Source organism: Methylobacterium sp. WL116, assembly GCF_008039455.1.
Taxonomy (GTDB): Bacteria; Pseudomonadota; Alphaproteobacteria; order Rhizobiales; family Beijerinckiaceae; genus Methylobacterium.
Map to the genome: position 1 here is coordinate 1 of NZ_VRUV01000048.1, position 16337 is coordinate 16337.

16 protein-coding genes and 6 tRNA genes are annotated in these 16337 nt (G+C 65.9%); 10 read left to right on the forward strand and 12 right to left on the reverse strand.

Annotated elements, in window-relative coordinates:
• The coding region (locus FV223_RS06680; RefSeq protein WP_147726070.1) for an SDR family oxidoreductase at positions 1-887 on the forward strand (887 nt) is incomplete at its 5' end.
• Between the two features lie 67 nt (positions 888-954).
• The gene (locus tag FV223_RS06685) at positions 955-1821 is read left to right on the forward strand and encodes an MBL fold metallo-hydrolase (protein ID WP_147726071.1); all 867 of its coding nucleotides are present in this window, start codon (positions 955-957) and stop codon (positions 1819-1821) included.
• A 42-nt stretch (positions 1822-1863) separates the two neighbouring features.
• Here the strand turns inward: FV223_RS06685 and FV223_RS06690 are convergent, their stop codons facing one another.
• Both FV223_RS06690 and FV223_RS30155 read right to left on the reverse strand, forming a co-directional pair.
• The gene (locus tag FV223_RS06690; protein ID WP_147726072.1) at positions 1864-2568 is read right to left on the reverse strand and encodes a glutathione S-transferase N-terminal domain-containing protein; all 705 of its coding nucleotides are present in this window, start codon (positions 2566-2568) and stop codon (positions 1864-1866) included.
• 178 nt (positions 2569-2746) lie between these two features.
• Positions 2747-2899: a hypothetical protein gene (locus FV223_RS30155; protein WP_187274883.1), complete on the reverse strand. Its 153-nt coding sequence runs from the start codon at positions 2897-2899 to the stop codon at positions 2747-2749.
• A gap of 4 nt (positions 2900-2903) precedes the next feature.
• On the opposite strand from FV223_RS30155, the gene FV223_RS06695 reads away from it, so the two are divergent.
• The 7 genes from FV223_RS06695 (at position 2904) to FV223_RS06725 (ending at position 4034) form a co-directional block, all read left to right on the forward strand.
• Positions 2904-3062 carry a hypothetical protein gene (locus tag FV223_RS06695; RefSeq protein ID WP_246686524.1) on the forward strand — a complete coding sequence of 53 codons (159 nt, stop codon included), beginning with the start codon at positions 2904-2906 and terminating at the stop codon, positions 3060-3062.
• Between the two features lie 179 nt (positions 3063-3241).
• Positions 3242-3318 (forward strand) — tRNA-Pro (locus tag FV223_RS06700).
• A gap of 144 nt (positions 3319-3462) precedes the next feature.
• Positions 3463-3539 (forward strand) — tRNA-Pro (locus FV223_RS06705).
• Positions 3540-3566: 27 nt separating this feature from the next.
• Positions 3567-3655, forward strand: a tRNA-Leu gene (locus tag FV223_RS06710).
• 73 nt (positions 3656-3728) lie between these two features.
• Positions 3729-3813: transfer RNA gene (locus FV223_RS06715), tRNA-Leu, on the forward strand.
• Between the two features lie 5 nt (positions 3814-3818).
• Positions 3819-3893, forward strand: a tRNA-His gene (locus tag FV223_RS06720).
• Between the two features lie 57 nt (positions 3894-3950).
• Positions 3951-4034: transfer RNA gene (locus FV223_RS06725), tRNA-Tyr, on the forward strand.
• A gap of 315 nt (positions 4035-4349) precedes the next feature.
• On the opposite strand, the gene FV223_RS06730 is transcribed toward FV223_RS06725, so the two are convergent.
• The 7 genes from FV223_RS06730 to gmtY form a co-directional block, all read right to left on the reverse strand.
• On the reverse strand, positions 4350-4754 hold the full coding sequence (locus tag FV223_RS06730; protein WP_147726074.1) for a DUF5615 family PIN-like protein: 405 nt from the start codon (positions 4752-4754) through the stop codon (positions 4350-4352).
• Positions 4735-5010 carry a DUF433 domain-containing protein gene (locus FV223_RS06735; protein WP_147726075.1) on the reverse strand — a complete coding sequence of 92 codons (276 nt, stop codon included), beginning with the start codon at positions 5008-5010 and terminating at the stop codon, positions 4735-4737. The genes FV223_RS06730 and FV223_RS06735 overlap by 20 nt, the downstream gene beginning before the upstream one ends.
• Positions 5011-5126: 116 nt before the next feature.
• Positions 5127-5876 (reverse strand): gamma-mobile-trio protein GmtX, encoded by a 750-nt coding sequence (gene gmtX / locus FV223_RS06740; RefSeq protein ID WP_147726076.1) that lies wholly within the window; start codon positions 5874-5876, stop codon positions 5127-5129.
• Positions 5877-5885: 9 nt separating this feature from the next.
• The gene (locus FV223_RS06745; RefSeq protein WP_147726077.1) at positions 5886-8168 is read right to left on the reverse strand and encodes an AAA family ATPase; all 2283 of its coding nucleotides are present in this window, start codon (positions 8166-8168) and stop codon (positions 5886-5888) included.
• Positions 8165-8695 (reverse strand): hypothetical protein, encoded by a 531-nt coding sequence (locus tag FV223_RS06750; protein WP_147726078.1) that lies wholly within the window; start codon positions 8693-8695, stop codon positions 8165-8167. Before FV223_RS06750 ends, FV223_RS06745 begins: the two co-directional genes overlap by 4 nt.
• 3 nt (positions 8696-8698) lie before the next feature.
• A complete protein-coding gene (locus FV223_RS06755) occupies positions 8699-11893 on the reverse strand; it encodes a VPA1269 family protein (RefSeq protein ID WP_147726079.1) in 3195 nt (1064 codons plus the stop codon).
• Positions 11894-11898: 5 nt separating this feature from the next.
• Entirely contained in the window at positions 11899-13332 is a 1434-nt protein-coding gene (gene gmtY, locus FV223_RS06760; protein WP_147726080.1) for a gamma-mobile-trio recombinase GmtY, read from the reverse strand.
• A gap of 523 nt (positions 13333-13855) precedes the next feature.
• Between gmtY and FV223_RS06765 the strand changes: the two genes are divergently transcribed.
• Positions 13856-14167, forward strand: a complete 312-nt coding sequence (locus FV223_RS06765; protein WP_147726081.1) for an ETC complex I subunit — start codon at positions 13856-13858, stop codon at positions 14165-14167.
• Between the two features lie 24 nt (positions 14168-14191).
• Here the strand turns inward: FV223_RS06765 and FV223_RS06770 are convergent, their stop codons facing one another.
• From FV223_RS06770 to FV223_RS31610, 3 genes are all read right to left on the reverse strand, one after another.
• Complete coding sequence (locus FV223_RS06770; RefSeq protein WP_147726082.1) at positions 14192-14656, reverse strand: nucleoside deaminase; 465 nt, start codon at positions 14654-14656, stop codon at positions 14192-14194.
• Between the two features lie 65 nt (positions 14657-14721).
• On the reverse strand, positions 14722-15789 hold the full coding sequence (locus FV223_RS06775) for a spore photoproduct lyase family protein (protein ID WP_147726083.1): 1068 nt from the start codon (positions 15787-15789) through the stop codon (positions 14722-14724).
• A 52-nt stretch (positions 15790-15841) separates the two neighbouring features.
• Complete coding sequence (locus FV223_RS31610) at positions 15842-15943, reverse strand: SHOCT domain-containing protein (RefSeq protein ID WP_246689623.1); 102 nt, start codon at positions 15941-15943, stop codon at positions 15842-15844.
• Positions 15944-16337 lie beyond the last annotated feature (394 nt).

Below are 16337 nucleotides of genomic sequence, written 5' to 3' on the forward strand. Positions count from 1 at the left end.
CCGCCGCCGCCCTCGCGGCTTCCGGCCGCCCGGTGCTGACGATCTCGGCCGACGTGTCGGATGCCGAGGCGGTCGACGCCGCCGCCGCCCGGATCGAAGCCGAGCTCGGGCCGGTCCGCGCCTGGGTCAACAACGCGATGTCGACGGTGGTGAGCCGGGCCGACCGGATCACGCCGGCCGAGTACCGCCGCGTCACCGAGACGACCTATCTCAGCCAGGTCTACGGCACGCTCGCCGCCCTGCGCTTCATGAAGCCGCGCGACCGCGGGGCGATCATCCAGGTCTCGTCCGGGCTGGGCTACCGCGCCGCGGCGCTGCAGGCGCCGTACTGCGCGGCCAAGTTCGCCGTCTCGGGCTTCACCGATTCGCTGCGCTGCGAGCTGATCCACGACAAGTCCGCGGTCTCGCTCAGCGTGATCTACCTGCCGGCGGTCAACACCCCGCAATACCGCTGGACCCGCAACCGGACCGGCCGCGACCAGAATGCGCCGGACCCGGTCTACGATTCGCGCCTGTGCGCCGAGGCCATCGTCTACGCCGCCGAGCATCCGCGCCGCGAGGTCTGGGTCGGCCGCAGCACGGTGATGATGGCGGCGGCCCAGGCCCTGGTCCCGGGCTATGCCGACCGGAAGGCCGCCGAGATGTGGCCCAAGCAGATGGCCGACGAGGACCTGCCGTACCGGGCCGGCAACCTCGACGCCCCGGTGCCGGGCGACGTCGGCATCGACGGGCGCTTCGGCGCCCGGACCAAGCGCACCCGTTCCGCGTTCTGGACCAGCCGGGAGCGCGACCTGCTCATGGCGGGCCTGGCCGGAATCGCCCTAGCGGGGCTCGCGAGCGCCGCGGCGGTGGCGCGTTCCCCGCGGCGGCTGCTGCCGCGACCCTGACGGGCTCCCGTTCCGGCGGGGCGCCTGATAGGAACCCCGCACCATCCCCACTGCCACGAGGCGACGCGTGCCCGGATACCTGCCCTTTGCCGGCGCCCTCGATCTGCCGGCCTACGTTTGCGACAATTGCGGCTTCTGGCAGCGCCACTTCGAGACCCCGCCGGCCTGCCCGATGTGCCTCGACGCCCGCCACGTCGTGCCGCAGGACGGCTGGCGCTTCTGGACGAAGCACGACGCGCAGGCGCGCTTTCCCTGCCATTGGCAGGAGCTTGAGCCGGGCGTCTGGCGGTTCTGGAACGAGCCGGTCTCGGGCATCGGCCCGTCGAGCTACCTGATCTGCACGGAGGCCGGCAACATGGGCTTCGAGGGCTGCCCGGTCTTCAGCGAGGCGGCGCTCGACCACATCGCCGCTTTGGGCGGCATGCAGGTGCTCTCGGCCTCGCACCCGCACGCCTACGGGGCGCTGGTGCAGCTGCAGGACCGGTTCGACCCGGAGCTGTGCCTGCCCGCCGCCGACTTCACCTGGAGCGCCGCGCTGCAGGTCTCGTGGCCCTACGACGACTTCCTCGAGCCGCTGCCGGGCCTCGAGCTCCACCGCACCGCCGGCCACTTCGACGGCCACGCCGTGCTGTTCGATCGCCAGCGGAAGATCTGCTTCTGCGGCGACGCTTTGAAGTTCGAGCTGGACCCGGAGGATTTCCGCCGCGCCGTGACGATCTCGGCGCACAAGGCCTTCGTGCGCGGCGTGCCGCTGACGACGAACGAACTTCGCCATTACCGCGACGTGTTCGCCCGCCTCGACTTCACCCAGACCTGGACCCCGTTCGAGCCCGCCGCCAATTGCGGGCGTGCCGAGGTCCTGGCGCTGATCGACGAGATGCTGGCGACGCGGCCGCACGCGGCGCCGGTGCGGTTGGACGGCCTACGGCGGTAACGCCGCTTTCCTCCCCCCGCAAAGGGGGGAGGGAGGTGCGCGTCAGCGCTTGGTGTTCCCCGCCGTCTGCCCGAACATCACCTTCTTGGCGTCCTCGCTCATGGTCTTGCCGTGGTCGGGGTTGACCTCCGGGGCGCGGGCGTAGGCGGCCTTGGTGGCGGGGCGCTCGGCGATGGCGTGGAACCAGCGCTTCAGGTTCGGGTGATCGTCGAGGGTCTGGCCCTGCTTCTCCCACGGGACGATCCAGGGATAGGCCGCCATGTCGGCGATGCCGTAATCGCCGGCGACGAAGTCGCGGTCGGCGAGCCGTCGGTCGAGGACGCCGTAGAGCCGGTTGGTCTCGTTGACGTAGCGGTTGATCGCGTAGGGGATCTTCTCGGGGGCGTATTGCGAGAAGTGGTGGTTCTGGCCGAGCATCGGGCCGAGGCCCCCCATCTGCCAGAACAGCCATTGCAGCGCCTCCTGCCGGCCGCGGAGGTCCGTGGCCAGGAACCGGCCGGTCTTCTCGGCGAGGTAGAGCAGGATCGCGCCCGACTCGAACAGCGTGATCGGCGCGCCGCCGTCGGCCGGCGCGTGGTCGACGATCGCCGGCATGCGGTTGTTCGGCGCGATCTTCAGGAAGCCCGGATCGAACTGCTCGCCCTTGCCGATGTTGACCGGCTTGATCGTGTAGGGGAGGCCGACCTCCTCGAGGAACATCGTCACCTTGTGACCGTTCGGGGTCGGCCAGTAGTAGAGATCGATCATCGAAACATCCTCAGGTGACGTGGACCGTCGCGCCCTCGATGCCGCAGGTGGGTCGGATAGGGCGCGGATCAAGCGGCGTTCGGCGCGGGGCGCCTCTGGGACCGCCCGCGCATCGGTCATACCGCAGGGACCACGTTGGCCGTCGGCCTTTCGCAATTGTATCTTCGTCTTCACGCCGTCATCGATCAAATGCGCGGCAATCCTCGGCGGTTTCCTTCAGGCCCGCCATGGTTTGAGTCGCGTCATCGGGGAGGCGGGTCATGATCAGCGCGACGTCGATCAGCAGTGCCGGCCTTGCTGCCGCGTCGCAGAGGTTCGAGTCGACCGCCACGCGCGTGGCCGAGATCGGGACGAGCCTTCCGAGCGCGGCCCAGGTCGACCTGTCGAGCACGGCCGTCCGGCTGATCGAGGACAAGGCCGCCTTCGCGGCCAACGCGGCGGTCCTGCGCGCGTCCGACGCGATGGAGCGGACAGTCCTCGACATCCGCGTCTAGGGCCGCGACACCGATCGAACCTTGCCCGCGCCCCGGCGACCCCGTAAGACCGATGGCATGTCGGGGTGTAGCGCAGTCTGGTAGCGCACCTGGTTTGGGACATATAACCCCCGGCACGTGTACTATGTATTTAGGTTCAGGCGCTTAGGGGTGTGACACCTCACAGTGCCGTATAACATCGGGGCGTAGCTCAGCCTGGTAGAGCGGATGGTTTGGGACCATCAGGTCGCACGTTCGAGTCGTGTCGCCCCGACCAACTTCCCAGTTTCGGACGCCTCGCGAAGAGGCCGGCCGCCCAATCCCGCATCCGAATGCGTATCCCTTGTAGGCGATTAGGGCCTCGGGACCTCGACGTTTTAGGAAGCGGCCACCTCACCCTGCCGGTTACGGCCAGGGTTCTCGGGGCATAGCGCAGTCTGGTAGCGCTCCACGTTCGGAACGTGGAGGTCGCAGGTTCAAATCCTGCTGCCCCGACCATCCTTCAATTACTTGATCGATTTTCCCGTGCAGGTGGTGGAACAGGTAGACACCCCAGCTTCAGGAGTTGGTGGGCCGCGAGGCCCATGCGGGTTCGAGTCCCGCCTTGCGCACCAAATCTTCCCGGGTCCAGCCGGCCTCCGCGCGGCGCGTTGCGCCCGGAGGCCAGCGAGGTCCAGGCACCCGTTCGCGGTCGTGGCGGAAACGGTAGACGCGCCAGCTTGAGGTGCTGGTGGGGAAACCCCTCCGGGTTCGAGTCCCGGCGACCGCACCAAGCTTGCCGGCGTAGCTCAGTGGTAGAGCGCGGGTTTGTGGAACCCGATGCCCGTGGTTCGATCCCACGCGCCGGTACCAAGCTTCCCCCGAGAGGGGCAGGGAAGGCCGACCGCCCCAATGGGTCGGCACGGAATTGGGTGCGTGTCCCGAGCGGCAAAGGGGGCGCGCTGTAAACGCGCTGCGTAAGCTTCGGAGGTTCGAGTCCTCCCGCACCCACCACGACTTGCGCCGCAGGTAGACGAACGCCCCATCCGGTTGGCTCGGAAAAGGGTGGAGGTGCAGTGAATTCCTAGACCCTGACCGCCTACGCATCCCCTCGCATCATCACCCTGGCATAGCCGTGCTCGCCCGCAAGGCATCCACGCACTGCGTGCGCGGACCCTCCTTGCAGGCTGCGCGCGCCGATGCCGGACGGGCGATGCGAGGGGACGGCTCCGGAGGTCAGGGGTTGCGGGCCCCCCTCGGCTGGGCTGACGCCCAGGCAAGTCCGCTTGCTCAGGGACTCACCAAAGGTCAGGGGCTTTCGAGGGCAAGTCACGGACCGAATGGCGAGACCGTGCCGATATCGACCTCGTCCGCTTCGATGAGGTCCAGCCGCCTAAGCGAACGGCGGCCCTTCCAGTCGATAGTGACGAGGACATGATGGTCGAGTTTCTCGATCTCGTCCAACGTGACCCGTATCGCGACCGCGTTTGCCCGCAGCCGCGTGAGGTTGTTGGTCGGCACGACGACCATCGAGAGGTCCCTGCCTGCGAGGGTGTTCTGATACTCGATGCTTCCGTCGGAGGTTAGGATGATGTCGAACCGTTCTTCGACGAGCGCCAAGAGCTCGCCGTTCTCCTTGCCCTTCCACTTCTCCTTCTCGACGTATGAGACCTCATGGCCATCCAGCACGTGCCGGAGGGGACGGGGCATGTTCTCATCGAAGAACACGCGCATGCGCGACCGCCTCCGGTTCGTGTTCCGGAGTGATATCCGGCGCAGACCGCTTCAGGGCCTCGCAGGCCTGGAGCAGGACGGCCCGAAGGTCGTCCTTGTCGAGGGTCGGGAAGCTTTCGATGATCTCGTCGACGGAGTATCCTTCGGCAAGGTTCTCGAAGAGCATCTCGACCTGAACCCTGGTACCCCGGAATATCGGTCGGCCTCCCAAGATGCGCGAGTTTCGCACGACCACGGGTTCTTCACGTATCGGCATCACCGAATCCTCGCCGCTGGTCCGCTCGAATATAGGGTCGCAGGGCCCGCCGAGGAAACGGTAGGTCCAGCCCCCTCGACCAGCCGGTCGTGTGCCCGAAGCGCCCGCAGACGACGTCAGGCAAGCTGGTGCAGGATCTGCTTCAGGCCATCGACGAAGCCAGGTCGGGCGATCTCCACGTCGAATGCATCGACTAACGCCCCGTATTCGTTGGTCCGCCAACGCTTCATGCTCATATTCGACTCGCTCACGAAGTGCTCGATGGATTCCCGACGCGCCTTTGAGATGAGGATCGACTGAGGCGCCGAAGGCGAGTTTCCCTGCGCCGGCCTGCTCAGTGCGGTCGGCATCGGTGGCGCCTCGCGTGCGATCTGATGCTTCAGCAGGTTCACTTGGTTCCGAAGCCCAGCGCAGTCATGGAGCAGGAGCCGGACCTGGTTCCGAGCGGACAGGTTCTCGATGCTGGCGAGAAGGGCATCTTCGCCGCTACCGGAGACCTCCTTCGTAACAGCCTTCGTTGATCCCTGGACCTCGCCGGCGAAGACCTCGATGAGAGCCCGGTAGTCCGCGCCGTTCGCGTTACGGATCGTCTGGGCGGTCGGTCCTCCGCACGCCGCTGTCCGGGTTCCAACCGTCACGACCCGAAAGTCGGTCGACCGTGCGTTCGCATGCGTCGTGAGCACCCATGCAAGGTTCCGCATCTGGCGGCACTTAGTCGTGCTTGAGGTCCGAGACAGGATCTCCCGATACCGCTCCAGGGTCTTAGGCTGCCCGACAAGCGCGTGCTCAGGCTCGAACGCGTCGGGTACGTCCTCGCCAAGCTTGGACCGGGGTGATGGCTGCGGCAGGTGGAACTCGTCGTCCATCGTCACTCCTCACGCTGCGGAACTGATAGCGGGGTTTTCCAAATCGAAGCGCAGGTCGCAGATCCTCCTCTCGTATGCCGGGGTTTGCTTAAGGGCCGCCGCCAAGGCTTTCGGGTCTCCAACGAACACGGCCTGCTCCTCTGCGCGGGTGAGCGCCGTGTACACCCACGTCGGATCGATCCATTCACTGTTGGGAATGGGGATCACGACCCGCCTCGCCTGGCTCCCCTGAGCCCGATGGGCGGTAATCGCGTAGGCGAGTGCCAGATCGATGAGGCGGTCCCGGGTAAACTGGACTTCACGGTCGATGCCGTCGAACCGGACGGTCAAGCCGCGGGCTTCCTCGTCGACGGCGACAACCGTCCCCAGCGAGCCATTGCGCAAGCTCCTTTCGTAGTCGTTTCTGACGTGCACCACCGGCTCGCCCAAGGCGAACCACTGCCCCAACCAGCCCTTGATGCTCGGTGCGCCTGTTCGCGCCACATGCGCGTCATGAAACCGCGTGTTCAGCCCCAGCACGGACCCGGCGCCGCTTTCGTTGAAGGCGGCCACGATGCGAAGGTCGGCGAAAGTTCCTTCGTCATCGAGGATCTCCACCACCTCCTCCACGGCGATGTCGAGATCCTCCTCGTCGCAGGGGACGATGAACACGCCGGCAGCGACCCCGGTGAAACGCTGTAGGGGAGGGAGCGTCCGGCATCTGATCGCGGCGGCGATCATGGGGATGCCCGAAGCTTCCGTCTGCCGGTGGACCGTGGTCAGCCTCGCCGTGACCTGGTCGAACGCCACCAACCGGTGGAAGAAGATGCCGAAGCTGACCGGTGGAAGCTGGAACGGGTCCCCAACAAGCAGCAAGCGACAACCGGGCGGCAGGAAATCGAGGATCTGGTGTATCTCGCCGAGGCCGACCATCGAGGCCTCGTCGACAATCAGAAGCGTCCGCTCGTCCAGCAGTGGAAGGTCGACGTCTTCATCGCCTACGTTCCCGTGGGCAGCCCAGTGCGTCGCGCCGTCCCGCCTCTTTCGAAGCCCGAGCAGAAGACGATGGATGGTCAGCGCCGGAAGGCCTTGCCTCCCGCCGCGGCGCACTCCCTCCGTGAGCCGAAGAGCCGCCATCCCCGACAAGGCGGCCATCTCCACGCGGCCGCCTAGCCCTTCCCAGATCTCGACAATGGCACGGCAGGTGCTCGTCTTTCCCGTCCCGCCCCCTCCCACGAGGCAGCTCAACGCGCTTCCCAGCACCTTACAGACGGCTTCCTTCTGCTCCCGATGCAACGCCCGATCACCCGCGGCCAACGTCTCGACCCTTTCGGCCAGGGCGTGACGTAGGGGAACGAGGACACGCCCGGACGCTTCGAGCCCAAGCGCCATGCGCCTGCAACGGACCGCGACCTCATCCTCCATCACCGCACAGCCCGGCGACCGCCAGACCATCCCACCGTCGATGACGGCTTGGTTTCGAACGGCGGCCGTGACGAGGGTTGCAGTGAGTTCCGGCGTTGGCTCGCGGCCTATCCGCTTCGCCACGTCGTCCATGAAAGCGTCCTTGGGAGCGGCGGTGTCACCCCTTGAGGTCACTTCGCGCATCTCGGCATCCACCGCCCCAACGAGACGCTCCGTGGATAGTCCGATAGTCCTTCCTGGCCGCTGTGCCTCAAGGATGCGCCGCCCCAGCAAGTCGACTTGGCGCCAAGGCAGGATGCCGGAAAGCACATAAGGATTGGCTGCGAGGATCGCCGACGCCCCGGCACCCATCAGCGATCGGACCATCCGAGCGACTCCTGCATCTACGATACCCTGCTCCTCAAGCCAGACCGTGGTCTCGTACTCGCCCATGAGCGTCACCCAGCTCATGTTGATGTTTCCGGCGATCCGAGCGGCCAGGTGCGGCCGTTCGTCGTCGATGACCCGGGCGATGTCCTCAATCGGCGCTCCGCCTCCGAGCACGGAGCCGAGGTCGCTCCCGTAGTGTTCCGTCAAGCGCTTCGCGCGCTTGGGACCGATACCGGGCAGGCTGCAGAGCCAGGGAACGATAAGGGCGTTCCTGGGCACGATGCGGCGGCAGGTCGACGAGGGTGCATGCAACTGCCACCCGTACGTTGGATGCTCACGCCAACGGCCGGCAACTCGCAGCGGATCGCCCATCTCCGGCTCAAGGCCCTGACCATCCAGGACGATCCTGACGTCGGCACCGCCGGCTGTCCGCATCGAGAAAATCGCGCCGGCGGCAAGCTGGCTCAACACGGATGCGACAACTCCCTCTACCGTTTCCGTTGAACCGACCAGACTCATCGTACGGGCTCCGTCCTGACGAGGGCGCCGGTCCGTTGCACGTGGAGGAGCCGGTTCCGGAGGTTCGTGTTTTCCGTCTCCAACTCGGCGTTTCGTCGGACGAGATCAGCGACGAACACCCTCGCTTCGAGATGGCCTTCGGACTGCCTCTTCGCTTCGGCGCGGCCCTCCGCGAGGCGTTGCCGCACGGCACCGTCCTCTGCATCCTGCAGGGCTCTGCTCCCGATTGGCTTGAGGCCCTGAACCTTGGCGACGATATTCACCGGACCGGCTAGATCGCGCTTGTTGAAGAAATGCTGTTCGTGGGATTCCCGCAAAAGGGTGGCCCGTCCGACCTTGAGAGCGTCCGCCTGATCGCGCTCGATGAGCGAGCGCACGAGTTGGCGCACGTTGACCTTGCCGTCCGGAAGATGCGGCAACGTCGGCGCACGGCGAGCGGCAGGCGACGCCTGCCAAGCCGCTTCGATCTCGTCCAGGTAGGGTTCCAGGAAGGTGAGGATGACGGGTACGATGGATGGCTGTGCCATTGGTCAAGCCTCCACGAGCGCCGGAGCCGGGATGAGCAGAGGCCACTTCGCCGTCGGCTCACCGGAAGCCTCGATCATGAGGACACGGTGGACGGGACGTCCGATCTGTTGCTCGATCAAGGACACCGTCTCCTCCAGGAGGCCGAGTTCCTTCAGGCGCGTCTCACCGCTCATGAGGCGATTGAGCTTGCCTCGCGACATCCGCCGCCTCAGCAGGTCCGACGCGGCGTCGAGTGCGATCTTGCTGATCTCGTCGGATAGCCCGACGTAGACGGGCTCCAACCCGTTACGCATGAGCATCCGGTTGAAGATCTCCTTCCGACGCAGGTTGGCGGTCGTCCAGTTGATGGACCGGTAGAAACGAGAGGTCCGGCAGATCTCGTCGACCAGCTCGAACTCCGGAACCTCGACGTAGTCGATGTCGATGCTGCTGCCTTCCGGAGCATTGACGATGAGGGCGGTTTCCTTCGATCCGGCCGCATCGTCCGTAGCTGGGACCTCCCGACGCGCAATGGCCACCGCCTGTTCGACGAGGTTGTGGTAGGCGTGCATCGTCTCGGCGCAGACATCGAGCTCGTGCATCGCATCCTCGGCCGCACTGGAAGCCCGGATCAACTCAGCATCCTGTTGAGGCCGTTGCGCCTCTCCGGCATCCTCCGCCGCGATGCGAGCTGCCCGCAGCCCTTGCTCGGCCTGGTTCCGGGAACGCCAGGTCCGGGATCGCTCGGTTGCCTCGAAGCTCGTCTCGTTGAGTTTCGCGACGAGGCCCGGCAAAAACTGATGACCGGTCACGAAGAACCGGCACAGGGCGCAATTGCCTGCTCCTCCTCGCACCGGACCGTGAAACTTGCGGTCCTTCTGGTCGACCACGGCCTCCCCTCCCTCGTGACATCTCGTGCGGCCGTTCGGGCAGATGCCATGGTCCATCCACTGCCAGATGGCGGGCTGCGTTCTCTTCGCGCTCTCAAGCCCCTGAACGGAGTTGCAGACCGTTCGGAGCGACAGCTCCGTCACCGACAAAGCTTTGATGAATGAAGCCATCTCCGTCTGGGCTTGGCCGTCGAGCTTCACCTGGGCGTCGGTCAGGACCTCGCTCACGTATCCGATGTCCAGACGGGCGTAGTAGAGCGTCATCAGGATGCTGGCATGCCCCGCCACCAGCTTGCTGAGGACGGCTATCGGGACGCCGGCCTTCGCGAAAGCGGTCAGGCCGGTCACCCGGAGGGAATGCAAATCGAAGATCGACGTCGCCGGCACCGAACCCGACGGCTCGTCCCGCCAGCTATCGATGATCTCGATTGCCGTGCCATCCTGATTGCGGATGCCGCGACGCTGAAGCTCCTCCTCCAGTTCCGCGCACAGGGCGTTCCAGAAGCCACGCATCCTGGATGAGGTCACGGGGACAGCGCGCTTGTCGCTCGTTGCATCCCGGAAGAGGTAGTAGCGGGCAGGCGTGCAGGCGACCACGTCGGAACTCGCCTCACGGGCGTCCGGCAGATGCTCGAAGGGCGTGGGACACGTCAACGGGTTGTAGCGGACCTGCCACTCGCGCAGGTCGAGAACCAGCCTGATGACCTGCTCGTTCTCCCACGGGATGACATAGCCTTGATCGACATCGCCGACCCGGTCCTGTGTCTTGTTCGTGTTCACGAATATCCCGGTGAACCAGCTCGTGCGCTCCGGGTCCCAGATGCGTCGCAACACGCCCTGATCCGCCTCGCTCAGGGCGACGCCGAAGCCGTTCTTCACCCAGGTCCTGGACGAGGCGTCGATCACGTCTCGGTCTCCCTCGCCACTGTCCAGCATGCGCACCTGATGCGTCCGCAGCGGCAGGTAGAGCTTGAGCAGCACGAGGTAGGCGCGCACCGGGTTCCAGACGCTCGTAGCCTCGCCCGTCACAGGGTCGGCGACGCGCAACCAGTCCGAGCTGGCGAAGGTCTCCTTGGCCCACCGGAACCCATCGCGCGTGATGATGTCCTGAAGGATCGTCACCCATGCCACGGGCATGGCAAGACGGTGGGTCTGACCTCCGGAGTAGGTACGAGATGGTGGGATGGCGTCCTGCGGCACAGGGTTCGCGAACCCACGCAGGCGGTAAGGCGTCCCCTCGTCATCGATGCAGCACAGGGTATCGAGGGCGTACTCGAAGAAGGTGTGTGCCTTCGCAATGGTCTCCGTCTTCTTTTCCGCGATGTAGACGAGGAACGTTCCCGCCAGTGGATAATCGGCCCTCAGGAATTCGGCTGGGTTCCGGGTCACCTCGGGATTGAGGATCAGGAAATCGAGCAGATGGTTTGCGAGCATGACATCGGAGGTGAGGCGCTTGCGCGCCTTCATGCTACCGATCCACGACGCTAGGAGATGCCGCCAAGGTTCGACGCTCCGGTCCTTCATGAGGGCCCAGGCGAAGGTCTGGTCCGACCTGCGGGTGCTGCGGCGAGCTGGCACCGTCGTCGACACCGCTGCCAGCGCATGCTCCGCCCTCACCAGGGGCCGGAGGATCGTGTTGAGATCGCCGGTGAACCCGTCCGAGCCGGCACTTCGATTGATGGCGTGGATGGCCTCCCGGAATGCCCAATATTTCCGGTCCTGCGCCGGCGCGAACTCAGCCAAGATTCTGGCGATGCTTTCGTCTAGGACGAGGTCGGGGGTGAACGGACCGACCGTCACAACCGCACGGATTGCCCAGCGGGAGACGAGATCCAGATTGTTGTTCGCCTTGGCGCGGGCATGGCGCCGGACCCGTTCCTGCAATGAGGCGAGCTCGGGGGCGGTAGAGGCTGTCACCGGCGTCGATTGGTTGGTGTAAACGGGACTGAAGAGCGTCTCGCCACCCCGGACGAAGTTCCGAGGGAAAAGGACTACGCCTCGCACGTACAGATGTAGACAGAGCAGCACGAATTCCGCCTGTGGGAACCGGCGTGCAACGAATGCGACATGGATGGCGTCGAGCGAAGTGATGAATTCGTCACGGGTGGAGGCTTCGCTCAGAGTGTCGAGCAGCCTGAAAGCTTCACCCATCGGCCGAGGCTTGGCGCGCAGGATCACCGCGATGGCGTCGACCGCAGCCTTAGCTCGGCTTGTCTCGAAGGGCTCAAGCAGCGTGAGGCACGACTCGTCGGCGGCCACGAATGAGGTGGCATCGGTCCCACCCTGGCGAGCGACCGCGATGGGCGGCAGATCGGCGACGCAACCCATCGTTATCAACCCCCCATCAGTGACGGAAGCTCGATGCGCTCCTGCTGCGCAACCGCTCCGCTCAGTATCCGATTGACCTTGTCGGCCTCCGGCCGCGTGTAGATGGCTGTGCTCTCCGGCGACTTGTGATGCATCGCCTTCTGGATCACCGTCATCTCGACGCCGGCATCGGCCAGGATCTGCCCGTAGTGGTGTCGCAACCCATGCGACGTCCCGCCGGTCTCCTTCACCGGCTCAACACCCACCAAACCGACCGCCCTGGCGAGCTTCTTGTTGTACTGTTTGATGGTGTAGGGACCACCGCTGTCTGCTCCACGATGGGTCACGAACAGGAATGGGTGCTTCGTGACCGGCCTGACGCGCAGGTAGGACCGATAAAGGCTCCAGAAGATCTCTCCCCACCAGACCGGGAACCACTGAACCTCCATGTAGAAGTCGCCTGACTTCTCCTTGACGAGGAGGGGATCCTTCCATCCGGCAAAGAGGTTAAGCTGCCCCACCTTATGGCGGGGACAGAGGCCCTGCTCACGGAGAAACTCCTCTCGGCTCCTCGTATGCCACTTACGGTCGGTGCGATTGAACGTACGGTACTTGCCCTCGCTGGGGTGATGGATACGCACGAGGGCGGATCCAGCGGCCCTGGGGTCCTCCCGGACATCGTCGAGGAAGAGATGGAATGGCTCCGACTCGCGGAGACCGCCTGCGCCCTGGAGGATGGCAATCATCATGTCCCGGACGTGCATACGCAGATGCAAGGGGCCGCGGCCGTTCCGGCTCGGCACCGAGAAACCATCCTTTATGAGGTCGGCGAACTTGCTAGGCGGGAAGTAAGGAGGGCGCGAAGGATCGATCTTCGGACCAGGTCCGAGGTCGAAGTCGCGAGCGTGAGCTGTGCGGTCCCAGGCCGCACGCCGGTCACCAAGATGCTTGAGTAGGGACCTTTGGTTGCCGACATCCCACAGCCGGAATTGCGCCAGGCGTTCAGACCAATCTGCGGCAATCCAGGGGTTGAGCGCCTCGTTGCCGTGACGCTCGACACAGAAATCGGAGAGCTTCGTCAGGCGTCTGATGTGAGCATCCGCGACCCCGAAGGATAGCTTCGGCCAGAACAAGCCGCTCTCGTCATCGCCGCCAGGCTGAATTGTGCCGCAGAGAAGCGCCTCCGCGAAGTCCGACAGAACCTCACGCTGGTTGGAACCGCGCTCGTAGACGTGCCCACGCTGGCGCGCGAAATCATAGAACAGGCCAAAGGCTTGGGCATAGCCACGCTGCCAGGTTCGACTCTTGTTGCGGTTCCTGGGCGCGAGGAACCAATCGAGGAGGACAGGGGATACACCGTCCTCGGTGATAAGAACGCGAATGGATGAGCCATGGGGAGTGGCGAGGGGATAATCGCACGCGACGTGATGGAGCGGAGTGATCTGGCGCTCTGCATCCATCTACGGCGGCCTCCATAGTTCACGGCGGCACAGCCGAACGACCGCGTTTCCGCGAGCGGGACAGATTGCACCGGTGTGACACAGGGATTGAAGTGGGGAGGACCGAGCGAGCAATAAGTGCGCCACGATCCCTATTTGAACTGAATCATAGCACGTTTTTGCGAATAAATCCTTTCTGTAGGAGTGCCGAGACGAGCTGAGATGTCTTGGTCGATGGTTCATGGTTAATGCGTTGCTTGCGAACATTTCTCGTCCATCTGAGCGATGGCCTCGACCAAAGACCCCAACGGGTGTCGGCTTCGTTGGACAGATATGACGTGTGATATGCAATGGGGGTGGCAGGTGCTGAGAATTTGCAGGGAAGCCTTGGCTCTGCGGCCAGGATCGTTGCTTTTCGCATCGCCATGAGGCCATAACGCCCCATGGTGTGAGACCTGAAATGGGGGTAACACTGGGACCAGCTGGTCGTAGGTTCGAATCCTATCGCCCCGACCATCGATTTCCGGAGCGGTGTCTGAAGGCCATGTCGAGCGCCCGCATCTTCCAGCCGTCGAAGGACGCGTCCCAGTCGGGGACGGCCCGGACCAAGGTCTGGCACCTCGATTTCGACCAGACCGCGCCGCGCGAGACCGACCCGCTGATGGGGTGGACCGGCTCGGGCGACATGCTGCAGCAGGTCCACCTCAAGTTCGAGACCCTCGAGGATGCGGTCGCCTACGCCAAGAAGGCCGGCATCGTCTACCGCGTCGAGGAGCCGAAGACGGCCCCCCCGCGCAAGGGCCTGTCCTACTCCGACAATTTCAAGTTCAACCGCACGGCGCCCTGGACGCACTGACCGGGACGCGCCGAGCCGATCGGCTCAGGCCTCGTCCTTGCGCGCCTTCCAGGCCGCGTAGGGCGCGGTCGCGTCCGGCACGTCGAGGTGCTTCAGCCGCATAGGCTGCGCGTCGAGCGGGCGGCACAGCTCGGCGTAGATCTCGGCGCCGAGCAGCCCGAACTCGCCGGCCGTGGCGGCGGCGTTGGCGAAGTAGCCCTCGCGGATGCCCGACAGCCGCATCGCGGCGTGGCACATCGGGCAGGGCTGGCCGCTGGCGTACATCACGCTGCCGGACAGGTCGCGGCTGTTGAGGCGCCGGCTCGCCTCGCGCAGCGCCACCATCTCGGCATGCCCGGTCGGGTCGTTGGTGGTGTGGACGTTGTTGGCGACCCGGGCCAGGACCTCGTCGCCGCGCACCAGGACGGCGCCGTAGGGCGTGCCGCCGTCGCAGACGTTGTCGGCGGCCAGCTGCACCGCCTCGCTCAGGTACCGTGCGTGATCGCTCATGATGGTCGGTCCTCCCGGATGCGGTCGGGAACGCCCAGGGGCGGAGAACGGTTCGATCCCGCCGCTCAGAACGCGTAGCGCACGGTGCAGTACGGCATCGTCTCCGCGAGCACCGCCTTGAAGCGGGTGAGCCAGCGGCCCTTCCAGCCGGCGCGGTAGCGGACGTTGGCGCCCCCGCCTTCGGAGACCTTGGCCTCCTGGATGTCGGGCCGCCACAGCAGCTCCTCGGCGCGCGGGTGCCAGCCGAGATTGACCGCGTGCAGGCCGGCATTGTGGGTCAGCAGGATGATCTCGCACTTGAGCTGGGCCTTGGCGGCGTCCGACAGCGTGCCGTCGATCTCGGCGAACAAGGCCCGCCAATCCGCCTCCCAGCCCTCGTAGAGAATGACCGGCGAGAAGTTGACGTGGACCTCGTAGCCCGCGGCCACGAAGTCGTCGATCGCCGCGATCCGCTCGGCGATCGGCGTCGTGCGCACGTCGACCACCTTGGCGATCCGTGCCGGCATCAGCGAGAATCGGATGCGGGTGCGCCCCTGCGGGTCGTAGGCGAGCAGGTCGCGGTTCACCGCCTTGGTCGCGAACGAGCCCTTGGCGTTGGGCAGGGTGCGGAACAGCGCGACGAGGTCGCGGACGTTGTCGCAGATCGCCGCGTCGACCGAGAGGTCGCCGTTCTCGCCGATGTCGTAGACCCAGGCGGCGGGATCGATGGTGTCGGGCTCCGGCAGCGCGCCCTGCTTCCGGGCATGCCGCGCGATCGCCGCGCAGGCGGCCTCGACGTTCACGAACAGCGAGATCGGGTTGGAAAACCCCTTGCGCCGCGGCACGTAGCAGTAGGCGCAGGCCATGGCGCAGCCGTTCGAGGTCGAGGGTGCGATGAAGTGGGCGCTGCGGCCGTTGGGCCGCATCGTCAGCCCCTTCTTCACCCCTAGCACCAGCGTCGAGCGCTTGATCCGGACCCAGTCCTCGACCGAGCCCTCGTTGCCGTGGAGCGCCGGGATGTTCCAGTGCGAGGGCACCGGGATGCGCGTCGCGTCCGGGTAGCGCGCCAGGATCTCGCGCCCGCGCGGAAACGTCTCCACCGCGGGCTCGTGATAGATCGTGGAGATGTCGAGGAGGTCGCCGATCGAGGCCATGCGGGGTCCGGCGGCCCGGAACGCGGCCGCCCCTGCGATATGGGGCGCCGGCTCAGAGCCGCGAGAGCAGATCGGCCTTCTTCTCGGCGAACTCGGCCTCGGTCAGCACCCCGCGGCCGTGAAGCTCGGCGAGCCGCTCGATCTTCGTGAACACGTCCCCGTCGCCCGACGAGTCCGGCGCCGTAGCAGGAGCGGAAGCGGGGGCGGGGGCCGAAGCGGGAGAAGCGTCGCGCGCGGGCGTCGGCGCGTCCGGCGCGAGGCGGCGCAGCGTATCGAGGGCGATGCTGCCCTGCGGCCCGGTGAAGCGCAGGGCGCCGTCGGACTGGGAGACACCCGAGATCTGGTGCTCGCCGGTGTCGTAGAGCGCGACCCCGGCGTCGGACTCGATCGCCAGGCGCCGCGTCTCCGGGAAGTAGGCATAGCGCAGGCCGTTCTGGGCGCCCGCGCTCGACGCTGGTGCTAGGGGTGAAGAAGGGGCTGACGATGCGGCCCAACGGCCGCAGCGCCCACTTCATCGCACCCTCGACCTCGAACGGCTGCGCCATGGC